Annotated in this window: 13 protein-coding genes; 10 read left to right on the forward strand and 3 right to left on the reverse strand. The window is 68.9% G+C overall.

Going from position 1 to position 19,969, the window contains the following annotated elements; all coding sequences use genetic code 11:
- The first annotated feature begins 43 nt into the window (after positions 1–43).
- Positions 44–2,440, forward strand: coding sequence for an RICIN domain-containing protein (locus JOD64_RS23335; RefSeq protein ID WP_204944155.1), 2,397 nt, complete (start codon positions 44–46; stop codon positions 2,438–2,440).
- A gap of 63 nt (positions 2,441–2,503) precedes the next feature.
- Here JOD64_RS23335 and JOD64_RS23340 read toward each other — a convergent pair whose 3' ends face one another.
- Together JOD64_RS23340 and JOD64_RS23345 are read right to left on the reverse strand one after the other, a co-directional pair.
- Complete coding sequence (locus tag JOD64_RS23340) at positions 2,504–3,457, reverse strand: family 43 glycosylhydrolase (protein ID WP_204944156.1); 954 nt, start codon at positions 3,455–3,457, stop codon at positions 2,504–2,506.
- 72 nt (positions 3,458–3,529) lie between these two features.
- Positions 3,530–4,555, reverse strand: coding sequence for a LacI family DNA-binding transcriptional regulator (locus JOD64_RS23345; protein WP_204944157.1), 1,026 nt, complete (start codon positions 4,553–4,555; stop codon positions 3,530–3,532).
- A 372-nt stretch (positions 4,556–4,927) separates the two neighbouring features.
- Here JOD64_RS23345 and JOD64_RS23350 point away from each other — a divergent pair, with 372 nt between their 5' ends.
- The 8 genes from JOD64_RS23350 (at position 4,928) to JOD64_RS23385 (ending at position 16,416) form a co-directional block, all read left to right on the forward strand.
- Complete coding sequence (locus JOD64_RS23350) at positions 4,928–6,283, forward strand: ABC transporter substrate-binding protein (RefSeq protein WP_204944158.1); 1,356 nt, start codon at positions 4,928–4,930, stop codon at positions 6,281–6,283.
- Positions 6,280–7,233, forward strand: coding sequence for a carbohydrate ABC transporter permease (locus JOD64_RS23355; RefSeq protein WP_204944159.1), 954 nt, complete (start codon positions 6,280–6,282; stop codon positions 7,231–7,233). Before JOD64_RS23350 ends, JOD64_RS23355 begins: the two co-directional genes overlap by 4 nt.
- Positions 7,230–8,054, forward strand: a complete 825-nt coding sequence (locus tag JOD64_RS23360; protein WP_204944160.1) for a carbohydrate ABC transporter permease — start codon at positions 7,230–7,232, stop codon at positions 8,052–8,054. The genes JOD64_RS23355 and JOD64_RS23360 overlap by 4 nt, the downstream gene beginning before the upstream one ends.
- Positions 8,055–8,057: 3 nt before the next feature.
- Positions 8,058–9,212 (forward strand): serine hydrolase domain-containing protein, encoded by a 1,155-nt coding sequence (locus tag JOD64_RS23365; RefSeq protein WP_204944161.1) that lies wholly within the window; start codon positions 8,058–8,060, stop codon positions 9,210–9,212.
- A 444-nt stretch (positions 9,213–9,656) separates the two neighbouring features.
- Positions 9,657–11,990, forward strand: coding sequence for a glycoside hydrolase family 43 protein (locus JOD64_RS23370; RefSeq protein WP_307813582.1), 2,334 nt, complete (start codon positions 9,657–9,659; stop codon positions 11,988–11,990).
- A gap of 202 nt (positions 11,991–12,192) precedes the next feature.
- A complete protein-coding gene (locus JOD64_RS23375; RefSeq protein WP_204944163.1) occupies positions 12,193–14,619 on the forward strand; it encodes a family 43 glycosylhydrolase in 2,427 nt (808 codons plus the stop codon).
- A 27-nt stretch (positions 14,620–14,646) separates the two neighbouring features.
- Positions 14,647–15,279 carry a hypothetical protein gene (locus JOD64_RS23380; RefSeq protein WP_110565133.1) on the forward strand — a complete coding sequence of 211 codons (633 nt, stop codon included), beginning with the start codon at positions 14,647–14,649 and terminating at the stop codon, positions 15,277–15,279.
- 57 nt (positions 15,280–15,336) lie between these two features.
- Positions 15,337–16,416 (forward strand): hypothetical protein, encoded by a 1,080-nt coding sequence (locus JOD64_RS23385; protein ID WP_204944164.1) that lies wholly within the window; start codon positions 15,337–15,339, stop codon positions 16,414–16,416.
- Positions 16,417–16,477: 61 nt separating this feature from the next.
- Here the strand turns inward: JOD64_RS23385 and JOD64_RS23390 are convergent, their stop codons facing one another.
- Positions 16,478–17,806 (reverse strand): hypothetical protein, encoded by a 1,329-nt coding sequence (locus JOD64_RS23390; RefSeq protein WP_204944165.1) that lies wholly within the window; start codon positions 17,804–17,806, stop codon positions 16,478–16,480.
- 472 nt (positions 17,807–18,278) lie between these two features.
- On the opposite strand from JOD64_RS23390, the gene JOD64_RS23395 reads away from it, so the two are divergent.
- Entirely contained in the window at positions 18,279–19,847 is a 1,569-nt protein-coding gene (locus tag JOD64_RS23395) for a pectate lyase family protein (protein ID WP_204944166.1), read from the forward strand.
- The last annotated feature ends 122 nt before the right edge of the window (positions 19,848–19,969 follow it).

The raw sequence follows: 19,969 nt of genomic DNA on the forward strand, positions 1-19,969 counted from the left end.
GATCCGCCCGCCCACCCCCCTCTTACGTGAGGAGCACCGTCCCGTGTCCGTCTCGTCCATTCCACCGCTGCGGCGAATGCTGGCCGGCGCCGCCGCGTCAGCGTTGACCGCTCTGGTCGCGGTGACCGCCTCGGCGTCCCCCGCACTCGCGGCCACCACCACCCTCTACGCGTCGCCCTCCGGCACCGGCACCAGTTGTTCCGCCAGCCAACCGTGTTCGCTGAGCGCCGCCCAGACCGCGGTGCGGGCGATCAACAGTGCGATGTCCGGTGACATCGTCGTCGAGTTGGCCAACGGTGCGTACCGGCTCTCGTCGCCGATGCGACTGACCGCGGCCGACTCGGGCAACAACGGCTATCAGGTGATCTGGCGGGCGGCCGCCGGCGCACGTCCGACGATCACCGGCGCCCGGGCGGTCAGCGGTTGGTCGCTCGTCGACTCCGGGAAGAACATCTGGCGCGCCAACGTCGGAGCCGGGCTCGACTCCCGTCAGCTCTACGTCAACGGGGCGGTCGCCACGCGGGCGCGTACCGCCGTGAACCGGTCCGACTTCACCTTCACCACGACCGGCATGCGGTTCAGCAACAGCGCGCTGAGCTATCTGAACAACCTCGGCAACCAGAACCGGGTCGAGGTGGAGAGCGTCGGCTCGTTCACCGACCGGTACTCGCCGGTGCAGAGCATCAGCGGCAACTTCCTGACGATGCAGCAGCCCGCCTGGAACAACAACACCTTCGGGTTCGACACGTTGTCCCGCCCGCACCGGGCCGGCCCCTTCTACCTGGCCAACGCGTACGAGTTCCTGGACTCGGCGGGGGAGTGGTATCTCAACCCCAGCAACGGCCAGCTCAACTACATCCCGCTCGCCGGGCAGAACATGAGCACCGTCAGCGTGGAGCTGCCGCAGTTGCAGTCCCTGGTGAACGTCGGCGGCACCCTCGACGCGCCCGCACACCACATCTCGTTCAGCGGGGTCACCTTCACCGGCACCAGCTGGCTCGGCCCGAGCAGCAGCAACGGCTTCGCCGACCAGCAGACCGGCGCGCACATCGTCGGCTCCTGGGCCCGCCCGTCCGACGCGCTGACCTCCTGCCAGGAGGGCTGCCCGCTGTTCGAGGCCACCCGCCCGAGCTGGGCCCAGATGCCGGCGGCCGTGCAGGTCTCCGCCGCCAACACCATCACCTTCAGCGACTCGCAGTTCGTCAACCTCGGGCAGACGGCCATCGGCATCGGCAACGACGCCAACGCCCACGCCAGCGGCGTCGGTCTGGGCGCCAGCAACATCACCGTCACCCGCTCCGAGATCGCCCGCAACTCCGCCGGTGGCATCGTGGTGGGCGGCGTGCGCGCGGACGCCCACCACCCGAGCGACCAGCGGATGGTCAACCGCAACATCACCATCAGCAACAACCGGGTGCACGATCTCGGCCTGGAGTACCGCGGCGTCGTCTCGATCCTGACGACCTACGTGAACACGGCGCTGGTCTCGCACAACGAGGTCTACAACATGCCGTACACCGGCCTGTCGGTCGGTTACGGCTGGGGCGCCAACGACGCCGGCGGCAGCCAGCACTACGCCAACCGTGGCCTGTACAACTACCAGCCGCGGTACACCACGGCGACCACCGCGGCCAACAACCAGGTGATCGGCAACTACGTGCACGACGTGATGCAGCAGATGACCGACGGCGGGTGTATCTACACGCTCTCGGCGAACCCGGGCGGCACCATCAACGAGAACTACTGCCTGCGGACCAACGGCTGGTTCGGGCTCTACTTCGACGAGGGCTCCCGCTACTACACCGCCCGCAACAACGTGTTCTCCTCCACCGGCACCTGGGCAACCGCCAACTACTACTACGCGGAGAACATGGGCAACTTCACCGTCACCAACAACTGGTCGACCAACAACAGCACGAACGTGACCAACGGTGACCGCGGCAACGTCGTCAACGGCAACGTCACGGTCGCAGGCGGCAGTTGGCCGTCCGGCGCGCAGACGGTGATCAACGCGGCCGGCGTGCAGAGCGGCGGCAGCACCAACCCGCAGAACGTGCAGATCGTGGGCGCCCAGTCGGGCCGCTGTGCCGAGATCGGCAACTCCAGCACGACCAACGGCACGCAGGCCCAGATCTGGGACTGCATCAGTGGTGCCGTCAACCAGCGGTGGACCCACACCGCGAGCCGGCAGCTCATGGTCTACGGCACCAAGTGCCTGGACGCCTCCGGGCAGGGCACCAGCAACGGCACCCAGGTGGTGATCTGGGACTGCAACGGCCAGGCCAACCAGCAGTGGAACGTCAACGCCAACGGCACGATCACGGGCGCGCAGTCGGGTCTCTGCCTCGACGCGAACGGCGCCGCGACGGCGAACGGCACGAAGTTGATCCTCTGGGCCTGCAGCGGCGGCGCGAACCAGCGGTGGCAGCTGCGGAGCTGATCTGAGAGCAGGGCACCGACAGGTCCGGGCTGGGGCGACACGCCTCAGCCCGGACCTGTGCCGTCACGTCGCGGCGAGCGTCCCCGCCGTATCCACGATCAGCCCGCCCGAGGCCCGGTAGCGCACGGGAATGGGGTCGGTGAGCTCCCCGACGAACGTCTCGTCGACGTGGTCGAGGAAACCGATGAGTGACCAGCCGTCAGCGGGACCGGGGACCAGCCGGGGCGCGTACAGGTGTGGGTGCGGGAACGGCTGGGCGGACGCGATGTCCCACGGGCCGAGGAGGGTCTCGCCGGTCGCCACCCAGATCCGGTGGTCGTCGCGCCGCGCGCTGCCGGTGGCATCGGTGGAGAACAGCAGCAGGGGCTGCCCGTCGACGACGGCGACCTGGGGCACCTCGAGGTGGCCGAACCCGGCCGGTGTCGACAGCGGTGGCGCAACGGTCCAGGTGACGAGGTCGTTGGAGGTGGCGTGGCCGACCACGCCGCGGGTGTTCGCCGGCCCCGTGTTGGCCCGCGCGGTGATGAGCATGTGCCAGCCCTCGCCGCCCGGATCGGGAAACACCCACGGATCACGCCAGGCCTGCTCGTACCACAGGTCCTTGTCGAGCAGTTCGTACCAGGTCGGGTCGGCCTGGACGATCGGCTCGGTGCCGTGCCGACGCCAGGTGGTCAGGTCGTCGGAGACGGCCAGTCCGATGCGTTGGACGAGCCCATCCTCAGCGCGACCGACCCCCGTGTAGAACAGGTACCACCGTCCGTCCGGCCCTCGGACCGTGCAGCCTGTCCAGGTCGCCAGGTCGTCCCAGCCGGGAGCGTCGGCGGGAACGAGGGCGTCGGCGACCAGGCGCCACGAGTGCAGGTCAGCCGAGACGGCGTGGCCGATCGTGGCGCGGCGGTGGCGGCGGTGCGGGTCGTGCAGGGCGCGGGACGCGCGCAGGAAGAACACGTGCCAGAGGCCGTTGTCGTCTCGCGCGTACCAGCTGTCCCACACCCAGTGGTCGGGTAGGTGAAGCATGGCCGAAACCTAGCACTAAACCGTTTTAGCGGCGGGCAAGGTTGGGCCGCGATGCCGGCCCTGCACCTGCGGTCACCCGGCCGGTGGCGCCAGGGACCTGCGTCGGCGCAGGGGCATCGGGACGAGCGGCGACTCGGTGGCGCCGCCGTCCAGGAGCAACTCGACCGCACGCCGTCCCATCTGTTCGTGTGGCAGCGCCGTCGTGGCCAGGCTGGGACGGAGCCAGGCGGCGATCGGGTCGTCGTCGAACGAGATCACCGAGATGTCCTCCGGGACGCTCAGCCCCGCCTCGCCGAGCGCCTGGTACGCGCCGAACGCCAGCCGGTCGTTCATGCAGATGATCGCGCTGGGTCGCTGCGGCCGGTTCAGGAGAGTGCGCATGGCGGCGTAGCCGTGCTCGGGCAGCCACTCGGTGCAGAAACACTCGGCCAGCAGGGTGACGTCGGCCTCGTCCAGCGCCTGCTGGATGCCGCGCAGTCGTGCCCGGGCTGCCAGCGACACCTCCGGGTCGTCTTCCTTGAGCCGGTTACGTCCGATGAGCGCGATCGCGTCGCGGTGCCCGAGTTCGAGGAGAGCGCTGGCGACGGAGCGGCCGGCCCGTTCGTCGTCGGGCAGCACGCTGGGCAGGCCGTCGGGACTCGTGGCGTTGAGCAGCACCACCGGGCCGCCGAGGATGGCCGGGGGCACCGTCAGTCGTCGGGTGGCCATCGCCGCGTAGATCACCCCGTCGACCTGCCGGTCGAGGACCGCCTCGATGGCGTACTGCTCGAAGGTGGCGTCGCCCTGCGTCTCGGTGATGAGTAGTACGTGGTCCCGTTCGCGGGCCGCGTCGAGGGCGCCGCGGATGAGGTCACCGGCGAACCGGGTGGTGGCGACGATGTCGGAGACGAAGGCGATGGTGGCCGTCTTGCGGGTGCGTAGGCTGCGCGCGGCGAGGTTGGGCCGGTAGCCCAGCTCCTCGGCGGCGGCGAACACGCGCTGGTGCGCCTCGGCCGAGAGTCGGGTGCCCTCTCTGCCGTTGAGCACCATCGACGCGGCGGTCTTGGACAGCCCGGCTCTGCGCGCGACATCGGCCAGGGTTGCTCTGTTGCGGCCCATCAGTCCTCCGAATCAGGCGCGGTGCCACAGGCGCCGCTCCTGCCCATCATGATGCGTCGCCGCCGGAGGGCCAGCGCCGGTCATGCCGGGCGTGGTGTGAACGCGTCGTTTCCGCACCGTTGCCAAGTTGTCCTTGACAGCTTCCCGTGCCACGCGCATGCTCTGCTAAATCAGTTTAGCGACCACTTCTGGCGCATCCAGAGGCGCCTTCGGTGGCCGTGCCGGGTTCGTTGTGATGACGGTACGGGTGCTGCGCTGGGGCGACTGGTCACGACGTGTGCGGCGTGGCCGTCACCCGGTCGCGGTGGTCCCGGTGGAGCCGTCGCGCAGCCATGGGCTGCGGGACGCGCGGAGATGTCAAGGAGTCATGAAATGGCAGAATTGCTGACAAGTTTCCCGCGACGGAGAACTGTGCTCCTCGCGTCGCTGCTGGCGATCGGATTGACCGCGACGGCCTGCAGCGCGCCCGGCGAGGACCGGTCGTCCGCGCCGAAGTCCGACGCCGCCGTCAAGACCGAGCTCGGGACCGCTCCGGTCACCCTGGAGATGTACGCGGAGACCGGCTTCCCCTTGGCGAAGGCGCTGGCGGACGAGTTCTCCAAGCAGCACTCGAACGTCAGCTTCAACATCCGTGAGGACCAGTTCACGGTGATCGTGGAGAACGCTCCGCGGGTGATGGCGTCGGACAACTCGCCCGACATCATCCGGCTCCCCACCATGGTCGACCTGGTCAAGGACGACCTGCTCAAGAACCTCGACCCGTACTTCACCGCGTACGGCTGGGACAAGTTCCCCGCCTCGCAGTTGATGCAGTTGCGCGTCGGTGCCAACACCCGGGGCACCGGCTCGCTGTACGGGATGGGGCTCGGTTACAGCGTCACCGGTGTCTTCTACAACAAGAAGCTGGCCAGTCAGATCGGCATGACGCAGCCGCCGGCCACCGTCGCCGAGTTCGAGCAGTTGCTGGCAAAGGCGAAGACCGCCGGCGTCCAGCCGATCATGCAGTTCAACAAGAACACCGCGGGGATCAACTTCCCGCACCAGGCCCTGCAGAACCAGTTCGGGGATCCGACCCAGGTCGCCGACTGGATCTTCCAGAAGCCGGGGGCCACGTTCGACACACCGGCCGCCCTCAAGGCCACCCAGGCCATCCAGAAGTGGGCACAGGCCGGCTACTTCCCGAAGGACGCCAACGCGCTGGACTACGCGGGCATGGTGGGGGAGTTCCAGAAGGGCAACGGCCTGTTCATGTTCAACGGCGACTGGGAGTCGGCCAACCTCGACAAGGCGATGCCCGGCAACGTGGGCTTCTTCCTCTTCCCCGCCGAGACCGCCGGTGGCAAGCACGTGGCGATGTCCGCCCCCAACACCTTCGGCGTCTCCGCCAAGGCCAAGAACCCGGACGCCGCCGCCTACTTCCTGAACTGGGTCCACACCAACGCCACGGCGCGCGAGATCGCGGTCAAGGTCGGGGGCTCCAGCCCGGGCGGCCCGAGTGACCTGCCGGTGCCCGCCGCAGCCGCCAACACGGTCCTGGCGGAGACCCTGAAGGCGTCCCAGCAACTCGGGGCCGAGAACGGCGCGGTGGACTTCACCGCGAACGCGACAGGTGGCATCTTCGCCGCCGCGATCACACCGGAGCTGCAGAAGCTGGTCGCCGGCCAGCAGACACCCGAGGGGTACGTGAAGGCGGTCCAGGCCGAGTACGCGAAGGAACTGTCCCGATGACGTCTGCCCTCGGCAGCGCACCAACAGGGCGCGACGAACGTCCCGCCCGTCCCACCCCCACGCGGGCTCACCGGTTTCGGTGGGCCCGCGCGGCCGGGACGGGCTGGTTGTACGTCCTGCCCGCCCTGGTGATGTACGCCGTGTTCGTCCTACGCCCGCTCGCCCTGACCATCCAGTACTCGCTCTACGACTGGAACGGGATCGGGGTGGCCCGCTGGGCGGGCCTGGACAACTACCTCACCGTGTTCACCGACAGCGACCTGCTGAAGATCATCGGTAACGCGGTCATCCTGATCGTCTTCTTCAGCTTCATTCCCGTCGCGCTCGGTCTGTTGGTGGCGAGCCTGGTCCGCCGGATCACCACCGGCGCGTTCGGGACCGTCGTCCGGACCATCCTGTTCCTGCCGCAGGTCATCCCTCTGGTGGCGGCCGGTATCGCGTGGAGCTGGCTGCTCTCGTCGAATGGCCTGATCAACCAGGTGCTTCGCGCGGTCGGCCTGGGCGGCGTGGCCCGCGCGTGGCTCGGCGACTTCGACACGGCGCTGCCGGCCGTGGGTGTGATCGGCGCCTGGGTCCTGCTCGGCCTCTGCACGATCCTGCTGGTCACCGGCATGAGCAAGATCGATCCCGCGCTCTACGAGGCCGCCCGCCTGGACGGTGCCGGACCGGTGCGCGAGTTCCTTGCGGTGACGCTGCCCAGCCTGCGTCAGGAGATCGGCGTCTGCCTCACCGTGACGATCATCGCCGCCCTGGCCAGCTTCGACATCGTCTACATCTCCACCAGCGGCGGCCCGGGTCTGCAGACCACCGTGCCCGGCCTGGAGATCTATCGGCTGGCCTTCTCACAGCGTCAGGTCGGGCTCGCCTCGGCGCTCGCAGTGGTGCTCATGCTGCTGGTGCTGGCCTGCGTGCTGCCGATCCAGCGGCTGACCCGAGGGGAGAAGCCGTGAACCTCAGCCGACGTGAGCAGGTGACCGGCCGGGTCTTCCTGATCGTCCTGATCCTCGTCACCCTGCTGCCGTTCGTGAGCATGCTCTCGGCTGCGTTGCAGCCCCGCGGCACGGTGCCCACCGGTCTGTCCTGGCCGTCCGACCCGCAGTGGGGAAACTTCGCCGACGCCTTCACCGCCGCCAACATGGGCGCTCTGCTGCGCTCCAGCCTGCTCATCGTGCTCGGGGTCGTCCCGGTGTCCGTGCTCATCGCCACCATGGCCGGGTTCGGGCTCGGTCAGCTGCGGGTGCCCGGTGCCCGACTCGTCTTCGGTCTCTTCCTGCTCGGGCTGACCCTGCCGTTCGAGGCCGTGGTCACCCCGCTCTACTACCAGATGCAGGATCTCGGCCTGCTCAACACCCGCTGGGCGATCATCCTGCCGCTGATCGGCCTGTACATGCCGTTCGCGGTGTTCTGGATGCGGGCGCACTTCACCAACGTGCCGGTCGAGCTGTCCGAGGCGGCCCGGGTGGACGGCAGCAGCACGTGGCAGCTGTTCTGGCGGGTCCAGGTGCCGCTGGCCCGACCGGCCATCGCCTCGCTGACGATCCTGATGTTCCTCTGGACGTGGAACCAGTTCCTGCTCGCCATCGTCCTCGTCGATGACGCCACCAAACGCACCATGGCCGGGGCGCTCGGCGCGTTCCAGGGCCAGTGGGGCACCGATCTGGTGCTGCTGTGCGCCGGGTCGCTGCTGATCCTCACCCCCACCCTCATCGTGTTCCTGATCTTCCAGCGACAGTTCATCAAGGCCCTGATCCAGGGATCAGTGAAGGGGTAGGCAGTGGTCACACAGCCGCAGATCCACGGCGACGTCGACGAACGCTACGGGCGCGTGGCCGACGTCTTCCGCGACAACTTCGCCTCCCGCGGTGAGGTCGGCGCCGCGGTCACCGTCTACGCAAGGGGTCGCAAGGTCGTCGACCTGTACGGCGGGGTGGCCGACTCCCGCACCGGGCGGCCCTGGGACGCGCACACTCCGGTCGTCGTCTTCTCCTGCACCAAGGGAATCCTGGCGATCTGCGCCTACCTGCTGGTCCAGCAGGGCCGGCTCGACCTCGACGCCCCGGTGACGCGCTACTGGCCGGAGTTCGGACAGCACGGTAAGGCCGACATCCCCGTGCGCTGGCTGCTCACCCACCAGGCCGGCCTGCCCGCGCTGGACCGACCGCTGACCCTCGACGAGGTCCTGGCCTGGGACCCGGTCATCAAGGCGATCGAGGCGCAGGCCCCGTTGTGGCGGCCGGGCACGGCGCACGGCTACCACTCGATGACCTACGGCTGGCTGGTCGGAGAGGTGATTCGCCGCATCACCGGTCAGCTTCCCGGCGCGTTCTTCGCCGAGACCGTCGCGGAGCCGCTCGGCCTGCACACCTGGCTCGGGCTTCCCGCCGGCGAGAGCGACACCGTCGCCTGGGGGCTGGCGCCACCTCCGGACGCGGACCCATTCGTGGACCCGGTGGCCGAACGAGGAATCACCATGGGCGGCGCCTTCGCCTTTCCCTCCGACGCCGGCGGCCTGGTCAGCTTCAACGACCCCGCCATCCGGGCCGCCGGCATCCCCGGTGCGGGCGCGGTGAGCACCGCGGAGGGCCTGGCGCGTCTCTACGCGGCCTGTGTGTCCGACGTCCAGAGTGGACCGCTGCTCGCGGCCGCGTCGGTGGACGACGCGGTCGTCGTCCGTGCGCGGGGCCAGCAGCGACACGGCCCGCCGGACACCGGGCAGCGCTGGGGCACCGGCTTTCTGCTGCACTCGCCGCCGGCCCGGCCCCTGCTGGGCCACCGCAGCTTCGGCCACGATGGCGCCGGCGGGAACCTGGCCTTCGCCGACGCTCAGCATCAGGTGGGATTCGGCTACGTGGTCAACCAGATGCGCGGGATGGGCGACGAGCGGGCCAACCGCCTCACCGCCGCGGTGCGCTCCTGCCTCGACATCTGAGGTGGCCGGATCGCGTGTGGGCTTCCCGGTGTCGTCATGACGGCACCGGGAAGCCTGCCGAGGCCGAGACGGAGCTGCCGCCGAGCCGGTGTCGTCTGCCTGCTGATCCATGGCCGCGCTCCCACGGGTAGCACCTCGGTCCATACTGGTGAGTCCACGGTGTTACGGGGACACTTCGGGCGCGTTTCATCGAAGGTCTTGACAGGCGTTGTTAGCGATAACACGATGGCCTTCACGCCGCCCTCGCGCTTGGAGCCCACCTTGGCCGTGTCGACCCGCTCGCGTGTCCCTAGCTTCTCCCCAGCACCCCTTTCCACCAGCCGGAACAACGCCATTCACCGCGCCGCCCGGGCGTTGAAAAGGCTTCCCTCCACAGTGCAACGGCGCCGATCCGACGCAATGTGCGCGTTCGCATTGGTCGCCGTCCTGCTCGGTGCCGGACTCGTGAGCACACCCGCAGTCGCGCACGCCGCCGAGGCATGGTCGCCTCGCTCGTCGTACACCTCGACCGACACCGGTGCGGGCACCTACTCGGTGCCACTGCTCAACGCCGACGTGCCGGACATCAGCGTCGAGCGCGTGCCGGCCGCCGAGAACGACGAGGGCCGGGACATCTACTACATGATCAGCACGACGATGCACCTGAGCCCGGGCGCGCCGATCATGAAGTCGTACGACCTCGTCAACTGGGAGATAGTCAACTACGTCTTCGACCGGGCGAGCGTCGGTGACGCCTTCTCCCTGCGCAACGGCCAGAACTCGTACGGCCAGGGCCAGTGGGCATCGTCGCTGCGCTACCACGACGGCATGTTCTACGCCGTCTTCAACACCAACAACCTCAACGGGGCGTACCTCTACCGCACCGACGACATCGAGAACGGCGCGTGGCAGCGCACGGCCCTCGGCCGTGGCCTGCACGACCCGTCGCTCTTCTTCGACGTCGACGGCACGCCGTACATCTTCTACGGCTCCGGTGGCACCAGCGCCGTACGCCTCAACGCCGATCTGACGGCCATCGCGCAGGACTACCCGAACATCTTCACGGCGAACAACTACGCCGGGCAGCCGTTCATCGGCGGCCTGTTCGAGGGCGCGCAGGTCTACCACATCGACGGCTGGTACTACGCCGTCATCATCACCTGGCCGACCGGGCAGGGCCGCCAGGTCGTCATGTTCCGGTCGAAGGACCTGCTCGGGCGCTACACGTCCGCCGGTGGCGTGAACACCTACGAGGCGCGCGGGGTGCTCAACTCGAACGGCTTCGCCCAGGGCAGCCTGGTGCCGATCAGCCGCGAGGGCGGCCGGACCGACTGGCACGGCATGTTCTTCCGCGACACGTTCCCGATCGGTCGGATCCCGGCGCTCATTCCCGCCACCTGGCAGGACGGGTGGCCCACCTTCGGCACCAACGGGGTCGTGCCGGTCAACGGCCTGTTCGACAAGCCGATCCAGCTCAGCCCGGCCGAGGAGGTCTTCGAGCGGCAGAAGAGCATCGTCGCCTCGGACGACTTCGCCAACGACGCGCCGCACAAGGCGTACCAGGACGAGCAGTGGACGGTCCCGGCGCCGCTCGACCCGGCGGAGATCGCCCCCAACGGATCTCGGCTGGACCTGGCGTGGGAATGGAACCACGCCCCCGACAACCGGTACTGGTCCCTGACCGACCGCGACGGTTGGTTGCGGTTGACGGCCGGCAAGGTGGTCACCGGCCAGTACGTCTACACGAAGCTGTCCAACCGGGCCGAGTTGGCCTGGTTCGAGGAGGCCCGCAACACGCTCTCGCAGCGGACGTTCGGGCCACGGCAGTCGGTCCAGACCCGGATGGACATCTCCGCGATGAAGAACGGGGACGTCGCCGGCTTGGCGGCCTACAACCGCGGGTTCTCGTACGTGGCGGTCAAGCGCGTCGGGGGCGTCAACACCCTGGGGGTCGTCAACCGCTCGCAGCCGTTCGCGGTCGACCTCGACCAGTCGACGCTGGAGGCCTTCGTGCCGGGTTCGACCGTGGCGTTGGGTGACGCGACCGAGGTCCACGTGAAGGCGGACCTCGACTTCGCCTCGCCGGTCGGCCAGTTGTGGACGACGTTCTACTACAGCCTGGACGGGTTGGAGTGGACCCGACTGGGCAACCGCGTCGGCCCGCAGTCGCTCGACGGCAGCCTCGCGCACTTCATGGGCCATCGGGTCGGTCTGTTCAACTACGCGACCCAGGAGACCGGCGGGAGCGTCGACTTCGACAACTACCTGCTCAGCGACACGCTGACCGCGCAGGCCCGGCCGTTGGACACCAGTGCCCTCGACGCGGCCATCGCGCACGCCGAGACGCTCGACCCGCGCCACTACCCGGCCGACGCCTGGGCCGCGACGCAGTCCGCGCTCGCGGCGGCGACGTCAGCACGGGCCGGACGGTTCGGCACCCAGAACCAGATCGACGCCCCCGAGCGGGCGCTCAGCTACCAGCTGGCCCAGCTCGGTGTCCTGGCCGAACTGCCCGTCACCGTCACCGCCCAGGTGCGGTGCCTGGCGGGGAAGGCGTACGTGGCGGTGCAGGCCCGCAACGACCATGACGGGTCGGTCGGGATCACCGTGGAAACCCCGTACGGAAACCGGTCGTTCGCGGCCGTGGCGCCGGGCGCGAATGTCTACCAGTCGTTCAACACGCGTGCGGCGTCGGTGGAGGCCGGGTCGGCGACGGTCCGGGTCACCGGGGCGGTCGGTGGCAGGGACGTGGCCACCGTACGCACCGCGCAGCACCCCGCCATCACCTGCGGCGGATAACCCACCACGAGCCCTCGGCTCACCGACCAGCACCACCGGCGCCCGGCCGGGCGGCGCGGAACAGCGGACCTGTTCCGCGCCGCCGGCCGCGGTCGCGCCGGTGGCGGCAGTCGACCCCTGATGTCCGGACCACCCAAGGAAGCACACCCAACGATCCCCCGTACATCGATGACCGCACGTCAGAGTTGAAGGAGGATGTCTCGTGAAACAACGAATGCGACGGGCGACCCGGGGAAGGGTCGCAGCGCTCGCGACGGTCGGCCTGATGCTGGCCGCAGGGTTCGGCGCCGGGGCGGCGCCCGTCCAGGCCGCCGACACGAATCTCGTCGTCAACGGCGGGTTCGAGGAGGGCCTCGTCAACTGGTTCGTCAACAACGGAAACGCCGCCGACGGCGCCCAGTTGTCGGCCACGTCGGACGCCTACTCCGGCTCCAGTGCCGCGATCGTCACCAGCCGGACGACGACCGGGTCCGGGCCGATGCAGGACCTCAGCGGCAAGGTGCAGGCCGGCCAGGCCTACGCCCTCACGGCCCGCATCAAGTACGAGAACCCGAACGGTCCGGCCACGAAGCAGTTCTTCGCCACCATGCACTACGGCGGTGGCACCTACACCAACCTCGTCAGCGTGACGGCGACGAAGGGTCAGTGGGCGCAGTTCAACGGGACGTTCACCATCCCGACGGGGCAGAGCGTGTCGACGGCGCGCCTGTTCTTCGAGACCCCGTGGACGGCCACGCCGTCTACGGACCCGGACCTGCACCTCATGGACTTCAAGCTCGACGACGTGTCAGTGGTAGGCGCGGCGCCGCCCGCGCCGGCCTCGAAGACGATCGAGGTCGTCGGCAAGCTGCCCGGTGAGCACAACCCGTTGATCGGGCACAAGTTCGGCGCCGACGGCTTCGGCCTCGTGCACGACGGCCGGGTGTACATGTACATGACCAACGACACCCAGGGCTATGCGCCCGATCCCGTCACCGGCGTCTCGCCGGGGATCAACTACGGCAACATCAACCAGATCACGGTGATCTCCTCGGAGGATCTCGTGAACTGGACCGACCACGGTGAGATCCAGGTCGCCGGCCCGAACGGGGTGGCGCCGTTCACCGGCAACTCGTGGGCTCCGGGCATCACCAAGAAGGTGGTGAACGGCGTGGAGAAGTTCTTCCTCTACTACGCCAACGGCGGTGGCTCCAGCAACGTGATCACGGGTGCGTCGCCGCTCGGTCCGTGGACCAGCGAGCGCACCAGCACCCTGATCGACGGCCGGACCCCGGGCGCCGAGGCTGTGGCGTGGAAGTTCGACCCGGCTCCGTTCGTGGACGACGACGGCCAGCCGTACCTCATCTTCGGTGGCGGTCCCGCGGCGACGAGCATGCCGCCGGCCGAGCGTTTCAACAACCCGAAGAACATCCGGTCGATCGAACTCGGCGACGACATGGTCTCGACCGAGGGCTCCGCCGCGGTGGTCGACGCTCCGGTCGCCTTCGAGGCGGGCCACGTCTTCAAGCGCGAGGGGAAGTACTACTTCTCGTACTCCTCGCACTTCGGCGGGAACGACTTCGGTGGCAACCAGCAGCCGCTCCCCGGTTACCCCGGGGGCGGCCAGATCGGCTACATGATCTCCGACAGCCCGATGTCGTGGCCGAAGGAGGCCTACGCCGGTGTGCTCTTCCCGAACCAGTCGCAGTTCTTCGGCTCGGGTACCGGTGGCAACAACCACCAGTCGGTGTTCGAGTTCGAGGGTAAGTACTACTTCACCTACCACGCCCCGACGTTGAACAAGCGCATCAACGGCAACACGACCCAGGGGTACCGCAGCCCGCACATCCAGGAGCTGTCCTTCAACGCGGACGGCACGATCCAGCAGGTGGTCGGCACGTACGCTGGCGTCGACCAGGTCCGGAACTTCGATCCGTACCGCGTCTTCGAGGCCGAGACCTTCGGCTGGAGCAAGGGCGTCGCGACCACGAAGGTCGACGGCAGTTCCCCCCAGTTCGGCGGTGCGGCACCGAACCTGGTGGTGCGTGACATCGACAACGGCGACTGGACCGCCCTGTCGTCGGTGAACTTCGGCGACAACGGCGCGCAGAGCGTGACGGCGAAGGTGCGAGCGCTCGCCACCGGCGCGCAGATCCAGGTGCGCCTGGACGACGTCAATGGTCCCGTCGTCAGCACGATCCCGGTCGACACGCCGTCGGGTCAGTGGGCCGAGGTGACCGCCGAACTCGAGGGCGTCACCGGCGTGCACGACGTGTACTTCACCTACACCGGCCCGGCCGGCGCCGACCTCTTCGAGATCGACTCCTGGGCCTTCGCGGCGGCGACGGGCCAGCCGGAGCTGCCCGTCACGGTCACCGCCGAGACGCGGTGTGTGGGTGGCAAGGCATACCTGGCGGTGCAGGCGCGCAACGACCACGACGCGCCGGTGGGGATCGCCCTGGAGACCTCGTACGGCCAGCGGTCGTTCACGGCCGTCGCGGCGGGTGCGAACGCCTACCAGTCGTTCAACACCCGTGCCGCCTCGGTTCCGGCGGGTTCGGCGACGGTCCGGGTGACCGGGGCGATCGGCGGGCAGGACGTGACGACCGTTCGCACCGTTCAATACCCCGCCAGCACCTGCGGCGGATAACCCCTCATGGATGAAAACGGAGATCACATGAACACATACAAACGGCGGCAGATGCTCGCGGCCAGCGCCGTCGGCGCCGTTCTGGCCGGGGCCGCGGTGCTGCCGTCGCCCGCCATGGCCGAGCCGGGCGACGACGCCAGCGTGCGGGTCACTGTCGACATCGACGAGATCAGGGAACCGGGCGTTCTCGCCCTGTCGATCGCCGGCGACGCCGTCGCGCTGTCCGAGGACGGCTCGACGCTGCTGGTTCGCCAGTTCGTCGGTACGCTGCCGACCGTGACGGTCACCGACACCCGGGTCGCCGACGAGGTGCCCGATGGTGCGGCCTGGGCGGTGCTCGGCAGCGCGAGCGACTTCGCGGGCAGCTCTGGTCAGGCGCCCATCACCGCCGACCACCTCGGCTGGAAGCCCCGCCTGCTCGACGGCGGGGAGACCGGCCTGGTCACCGAAGGCGAGGAGGTCGTGACCGCACTCGACGAGGAGACCCTGCCGGGCAACAACGTCGGCCTCGTCGACCAGGAGCTGCTGGTCTCGGCCTTCGACTCCGAGGCCGTCGCCAGCGACTCGTACTCCGTCAACGCCGACCTGTACCTGCGGACCCCGGCGGAGGTCGCCGCCGGCGAGTACAGCTCCACGCTCACGCTCTCACTGTTCGAATAGTGGTTTGGCGGGGGCCTTTCGGGCCCCCGCCACACCCCGTGCCGAAGGGCCGTCGTCATGACCGTCTCCCCGCTGCGCCGGGCGCTCACCGTCCTCGCCGTCGTCACCTTCACGGTTGCGGCCGCTCCGGCCGCGGCGGCGGCGGAACCGGACCCGAAAGCCCTGACCTGGACGGTCCAGCCGGCCACCGCGAGCGGGCCGGACCAACGTCGGTGGGTCAACGCCAGCCTCGACCCGGGGGAGGTCGTGACCGAGCATCTGGCGGTCCGCAACTTCAGCCGCACCGCGGTCGCCTTCTCACTGAAGGCCGCCGACGGCTACCTCACCGACAAGGGCCGTTTCAACATGCTCTCGTCCGACCGTCCCTCGGTCGACGGTGGCACCTGGATCGACGTGCAGGAGAGGGTCACCGTCGGCCCCGACGAGACGAAGGTGGTGCCGTTCACGATCACGGTGCCCAGGAGCGCCACGCCGGGCGACCACCCGGCCGGCATCGCCGCGACCGTCACCAGCACCGGCGGCACGGTCAGCGTCGAGAGCCGAGTGGGCTTCCGCGTCATGGTGCGGGTCAACGGCTCCGTCCGGGCAGCTCTGCCCATCCAGGGCCTCACCACGAGGTACACCCCGTCGTGGAATCCCTTCGCCGCGGGCACCGTGCGGGTCCGTTACACCGTCGTCAACGACGGCAACGTCTGGGTCAGCGGGACGAGCCGCGTGGCGGTGTCCGACCTCGTCGGCGTGACCAGCCACGACGCCACCAGCGCGGTCGAGGAGTTACTCCCCGGTGGCAGCCGTCAGGTGGAGACCCGTGCCCACGGCGTCTGGGCGCTGGGACGCCTACGCACGACCGTCACCACGTCTCCGGCCCTGCTCGGGGACGGCCAGGCAGGTGCCGACCTCCGACCGGTCACCGCCACCGTCACCATCTGGGTCGTGCCGTGGGCGCAGCTCGGGCTGTTGTGTCTCCTCGTCGTGCTGCTCATCGGCCTGCGGGCGGCGGCCCGTCACCGTCGGCGTCGGCTGGCCGGGCTGCTCGACCGGGCCCGGCAGGAGGGCCGGCAGGAGGGTCAGGAGTCGGTGCTCGTCGGAGGCGCGCCTTCCCGCGGCGAGCCCGACCCGGACGACGCTCGCCGGTAACGACCTACGCGATGAGATCGCGCCGGTCGACCGTGGCGAACCGTCGCCCGGGTCCGCACGGTCAGCCGCCCGCGCCGGCGGGCTTCGTCTGGTCGAGCAGCCAACGGAGGATGTTGGCGTCCTCGTAGGTCGGGCCGAACGACGCGTGGTAGTCCGGCAGTGCGAATGCCGCGTCGGCGTACTCGGTGTAGCGAACGACGTCGGCGGCCTGCTCCGGGCTCTTGCCCCGGGCCTCGTACGCCTGCCGCAGCACCGCCGTGGAGTTCCGCGCGCCCGAGACGTTGAGCAGGTGGTCGTGCTCGCCGTGCGTGATCCAGACCGGCACCTCGGCCGTCGCGATCGCGGTCGCCTGCGCGGCGTTGACCGGGAAGCCGCCGGTCACCAGCCCACCGGCGAACAGGTCCGGTCGCTTGGCGAACGCCTCCCACAGCAGTTGGGAGCCGTAGGAGACGGTGGTCGCGTAGACCCGGCGGGTGTCCACGGCGAACTGGCCGACGAACTGGTCGAGCAGCTTGACCAACAGATCGGCCTCGGCGGCCCCACCCACCCGCTGGTGCTGCGGGGCCAGGACGATCACGTCCTCGGAGGTGCCCGTCCACTGTGGCTGGAGCCACGCAGTCGCCGGGATGTCAGCGGCGAGCTGGACACCGAGGTTGTCGCCGTCCCAACCCATCCCGTGGCCGGGCAGGACGACCATCAGCGGATACCTGCGTCCGGACTGGTAGTTCTTCGGCAGGTGGTAGTGGTACGGCAGCACCATCCCGCCACTGAGGAACGAGCCGTAGGTGAATTCGTCGACCAACTGGTTGACCGGCTTCTCGGTGACCGGACGAGACTCGCGCGGGGTGGCCCGGGCGAGCACCGGCCCCTTGCCGGACCCGTGGCCGGGCTGGGCATGCACGTCCTTGCGTTGCACCACGCGGGTGGGCAGCTCGGGATTGACCTTCACGGTGCAGAGGAAGGTCGGGCACTTGGAGACGATGACCGTCGAGCCGCCCGTGTCGGCGGGGTCGAGCTCGACGATGACGTACCTGCCCGGCGTCGACCGGTGGTCGGTACGTGTGCCCGGTACGCCGTTGGTGTAGGTGTGGGTGATGGTCCGGTCGGCCAGCTTCGGCAGGTCCTCGATGGGGTTGAACCGGAAGTTGTAGATGGTGTCGGCCACCGAGAACGTGCCGGTGTCGAGGGTGCGGGGATTGACCGCCGCGCCGTACTCGATCGCCACCGCGGAGACCTTCTGGCCGTACGTGTAGACGGTGGTGATCGGGGTGATGCTGCGGATGCCGTCGTCGGGGCCTCGGCTGCCGCTCGTGCTGCCGTATGCCGTGCCCGAGGCGCCAGCCAGAACGAGGGTGGCGATGAGCGGAGTCAGTCCTTTTCGCAGTCGCATGCGAGTCCTTTCTCTTCGGCGGTGCGCTCAGCCAGCGACCTCGTCGGGTTGGAGCGAGACGATCGCTAAACTGATTTAGCAGAGCATTGATCGCAGGCTCCGCAGTGTCAATACCGGGCCCCCGTGCAACGAGCGTCCTTCGAGGCGGGCACCGACCTGATCCGCTCGGCGCGACACCTCCCCGGGGCGCTGCAACAAACCTGCAAGCGCCAACCCTTGCCTCAGGGAAACCGCTTTCCTACGATTGCGTCACATCGATGTTTCATTCCTGAGTCGCGTGATCGCATTTCACTAAGTGCCACCAGCGGGCGGCGATGGCGCGACGGCACTCCCCGTTCACCTGGGCGGCAGGGATGCCGAGATCCATTCGACAATTGGCAACCGTCAATGTGCAAGAGGTCGCGAGGTGCCGGCTGAGCGCGACGGCCGCGCTCGCCTCGACGAAGACCAAACGAATGCGAAGTGAGGCGAGATGAGACGACCAGTCGCATTGCGACTTCAGGCAGCACTGGCCACGGCAGCCGTCGGGATCGCGATCGGGGTGGCCCTGCCGACCCCCCAGGCGTCGGCGGCGGTCGGGAGCGCGACCGGCTATGCCACGCAGAACGGCGGGACCACCGGCGGCGCGGGCGGACAGACGGTACGGGCCACCACGGGGACGGCGATCCATGCGGCGCTGTGCGGTCGGGCCAGCAGCAGCACCCCGATCACCATCGAGGTCACGGGGACCATCAACCACGGCAACACCAGCAAGGTGTCGGGTTCCAGTTGCAACACCGCTGCGGGCGTGATCGAGCTCAAGCAGATCAGCAACGTGACCATCATCGGAGCCGGCAGTGGAGCCGTCTTCGATCAGCTCGGCATCCACATCCGTGACTCCAGCAACATCATCATCCAGAACGTGACCGTCCGGAACGTCAAGAAGTCGGGCTCGCCCACCTCCAACGGCGGGGACGCCATCGGCATGGAGAGCACGGTCCGCAACGTCTGGGTCGATCACGTCACCCTGGAGGCCTCCGGCGGGGAGTCGGAGGGGTACGACGGCCTCTTCGACATGAAGGACAACACCCAGTACGTCACCCTGTCCTACAGCGTCCTGCGCAACTCCGGTCGCGGCGGCCTCGTCGGGTCCAGTGAGAGCGACCTCTCGAACGGCTTCATCACGTACCACCACAACCTCTACGAGAACATCGACTCCCGGACGCCGCTGCTGCGTGGCGGCACCGCCCACATCTACAACAACCACTACGTGAGCCTCCACGAGTCCGGCATCAACTCCCGGGCCGGGGCCAGGGCCAAGGTGGAGAACAACTACTTCCGCGACTCCAAGGACGTCCTGGGCACCTTCTACACCGACGAACGCGGCTACTGGCAGGTGAGCGGCAACATCTTCAACAATGTGACCTGGTCCAGCGCCGGCAGCGAGAACTACCCCGCCGGCCCCAACCCGACGTCGAACACCACCGTCAGCATCCCGTACTCGTACAGCCTCGACGGGGCGAGCTGCGTGCCGGACATCGTTCGTCAGACGGTGGGTGCCAACACGGGTCTGCGGGTGTCGGACGGCAGTTGCTCGCCGCAGACGCCGCCGCCCACCACGCCTGCGCCGACGACCCCGCTGCCGACCACGCCTGCGCCGACGACCCCGCCGCCGACCACGCCTCCGCCGGCCAGCGGGACCAACCTCAGCCTTGGTGCCGGTGCCGACGGTTCCAGCAAGGCCAGCGGGACGAGCTACGGCAACGTGCGGGATGGCAGCATCAGCACCTACTGGTCACCGGCCGGGTCGACCGGCTCCATCTCGATCAAGTGGGGCTCGGCCACCCGGGTGTCCCGCGTGATCATCCGCGAGCCGTCGGGAACCCAGGGCAGCATCGGGTCATGGCAGCTCGTCAATCACGACACCGGGGCCGTCCTGGCCTCCGGCAGCGGCGCGGGGTCCATCAGTTTCTCCGCGACGTCGCCGAGCAAGATCACCTTCAAGATCAACAGCTCGAACAGTACGCCGCGGATCGGCGAGTTCGAGACGTACGCCAGTTAGCAGCAGACGCGGGCGGAAGCGGCGGACACCGTCGCTCCCGCCCGCGTGAGCACTCGTCACGACGAGCGGTTGAACCTCCCGGCGAGGTCAAGATCCGCACAGATGCACTGAAACTGCTGTCT

Source organism: Micromonospora luteifusca, assembly GCF_016907275.1.
GTDB lineage: Bacteria > Actinomycetota > Actinomycetes > Mycobacteriales > Micromonosporaceae > Micromonospora > Micromonospora luteifusca.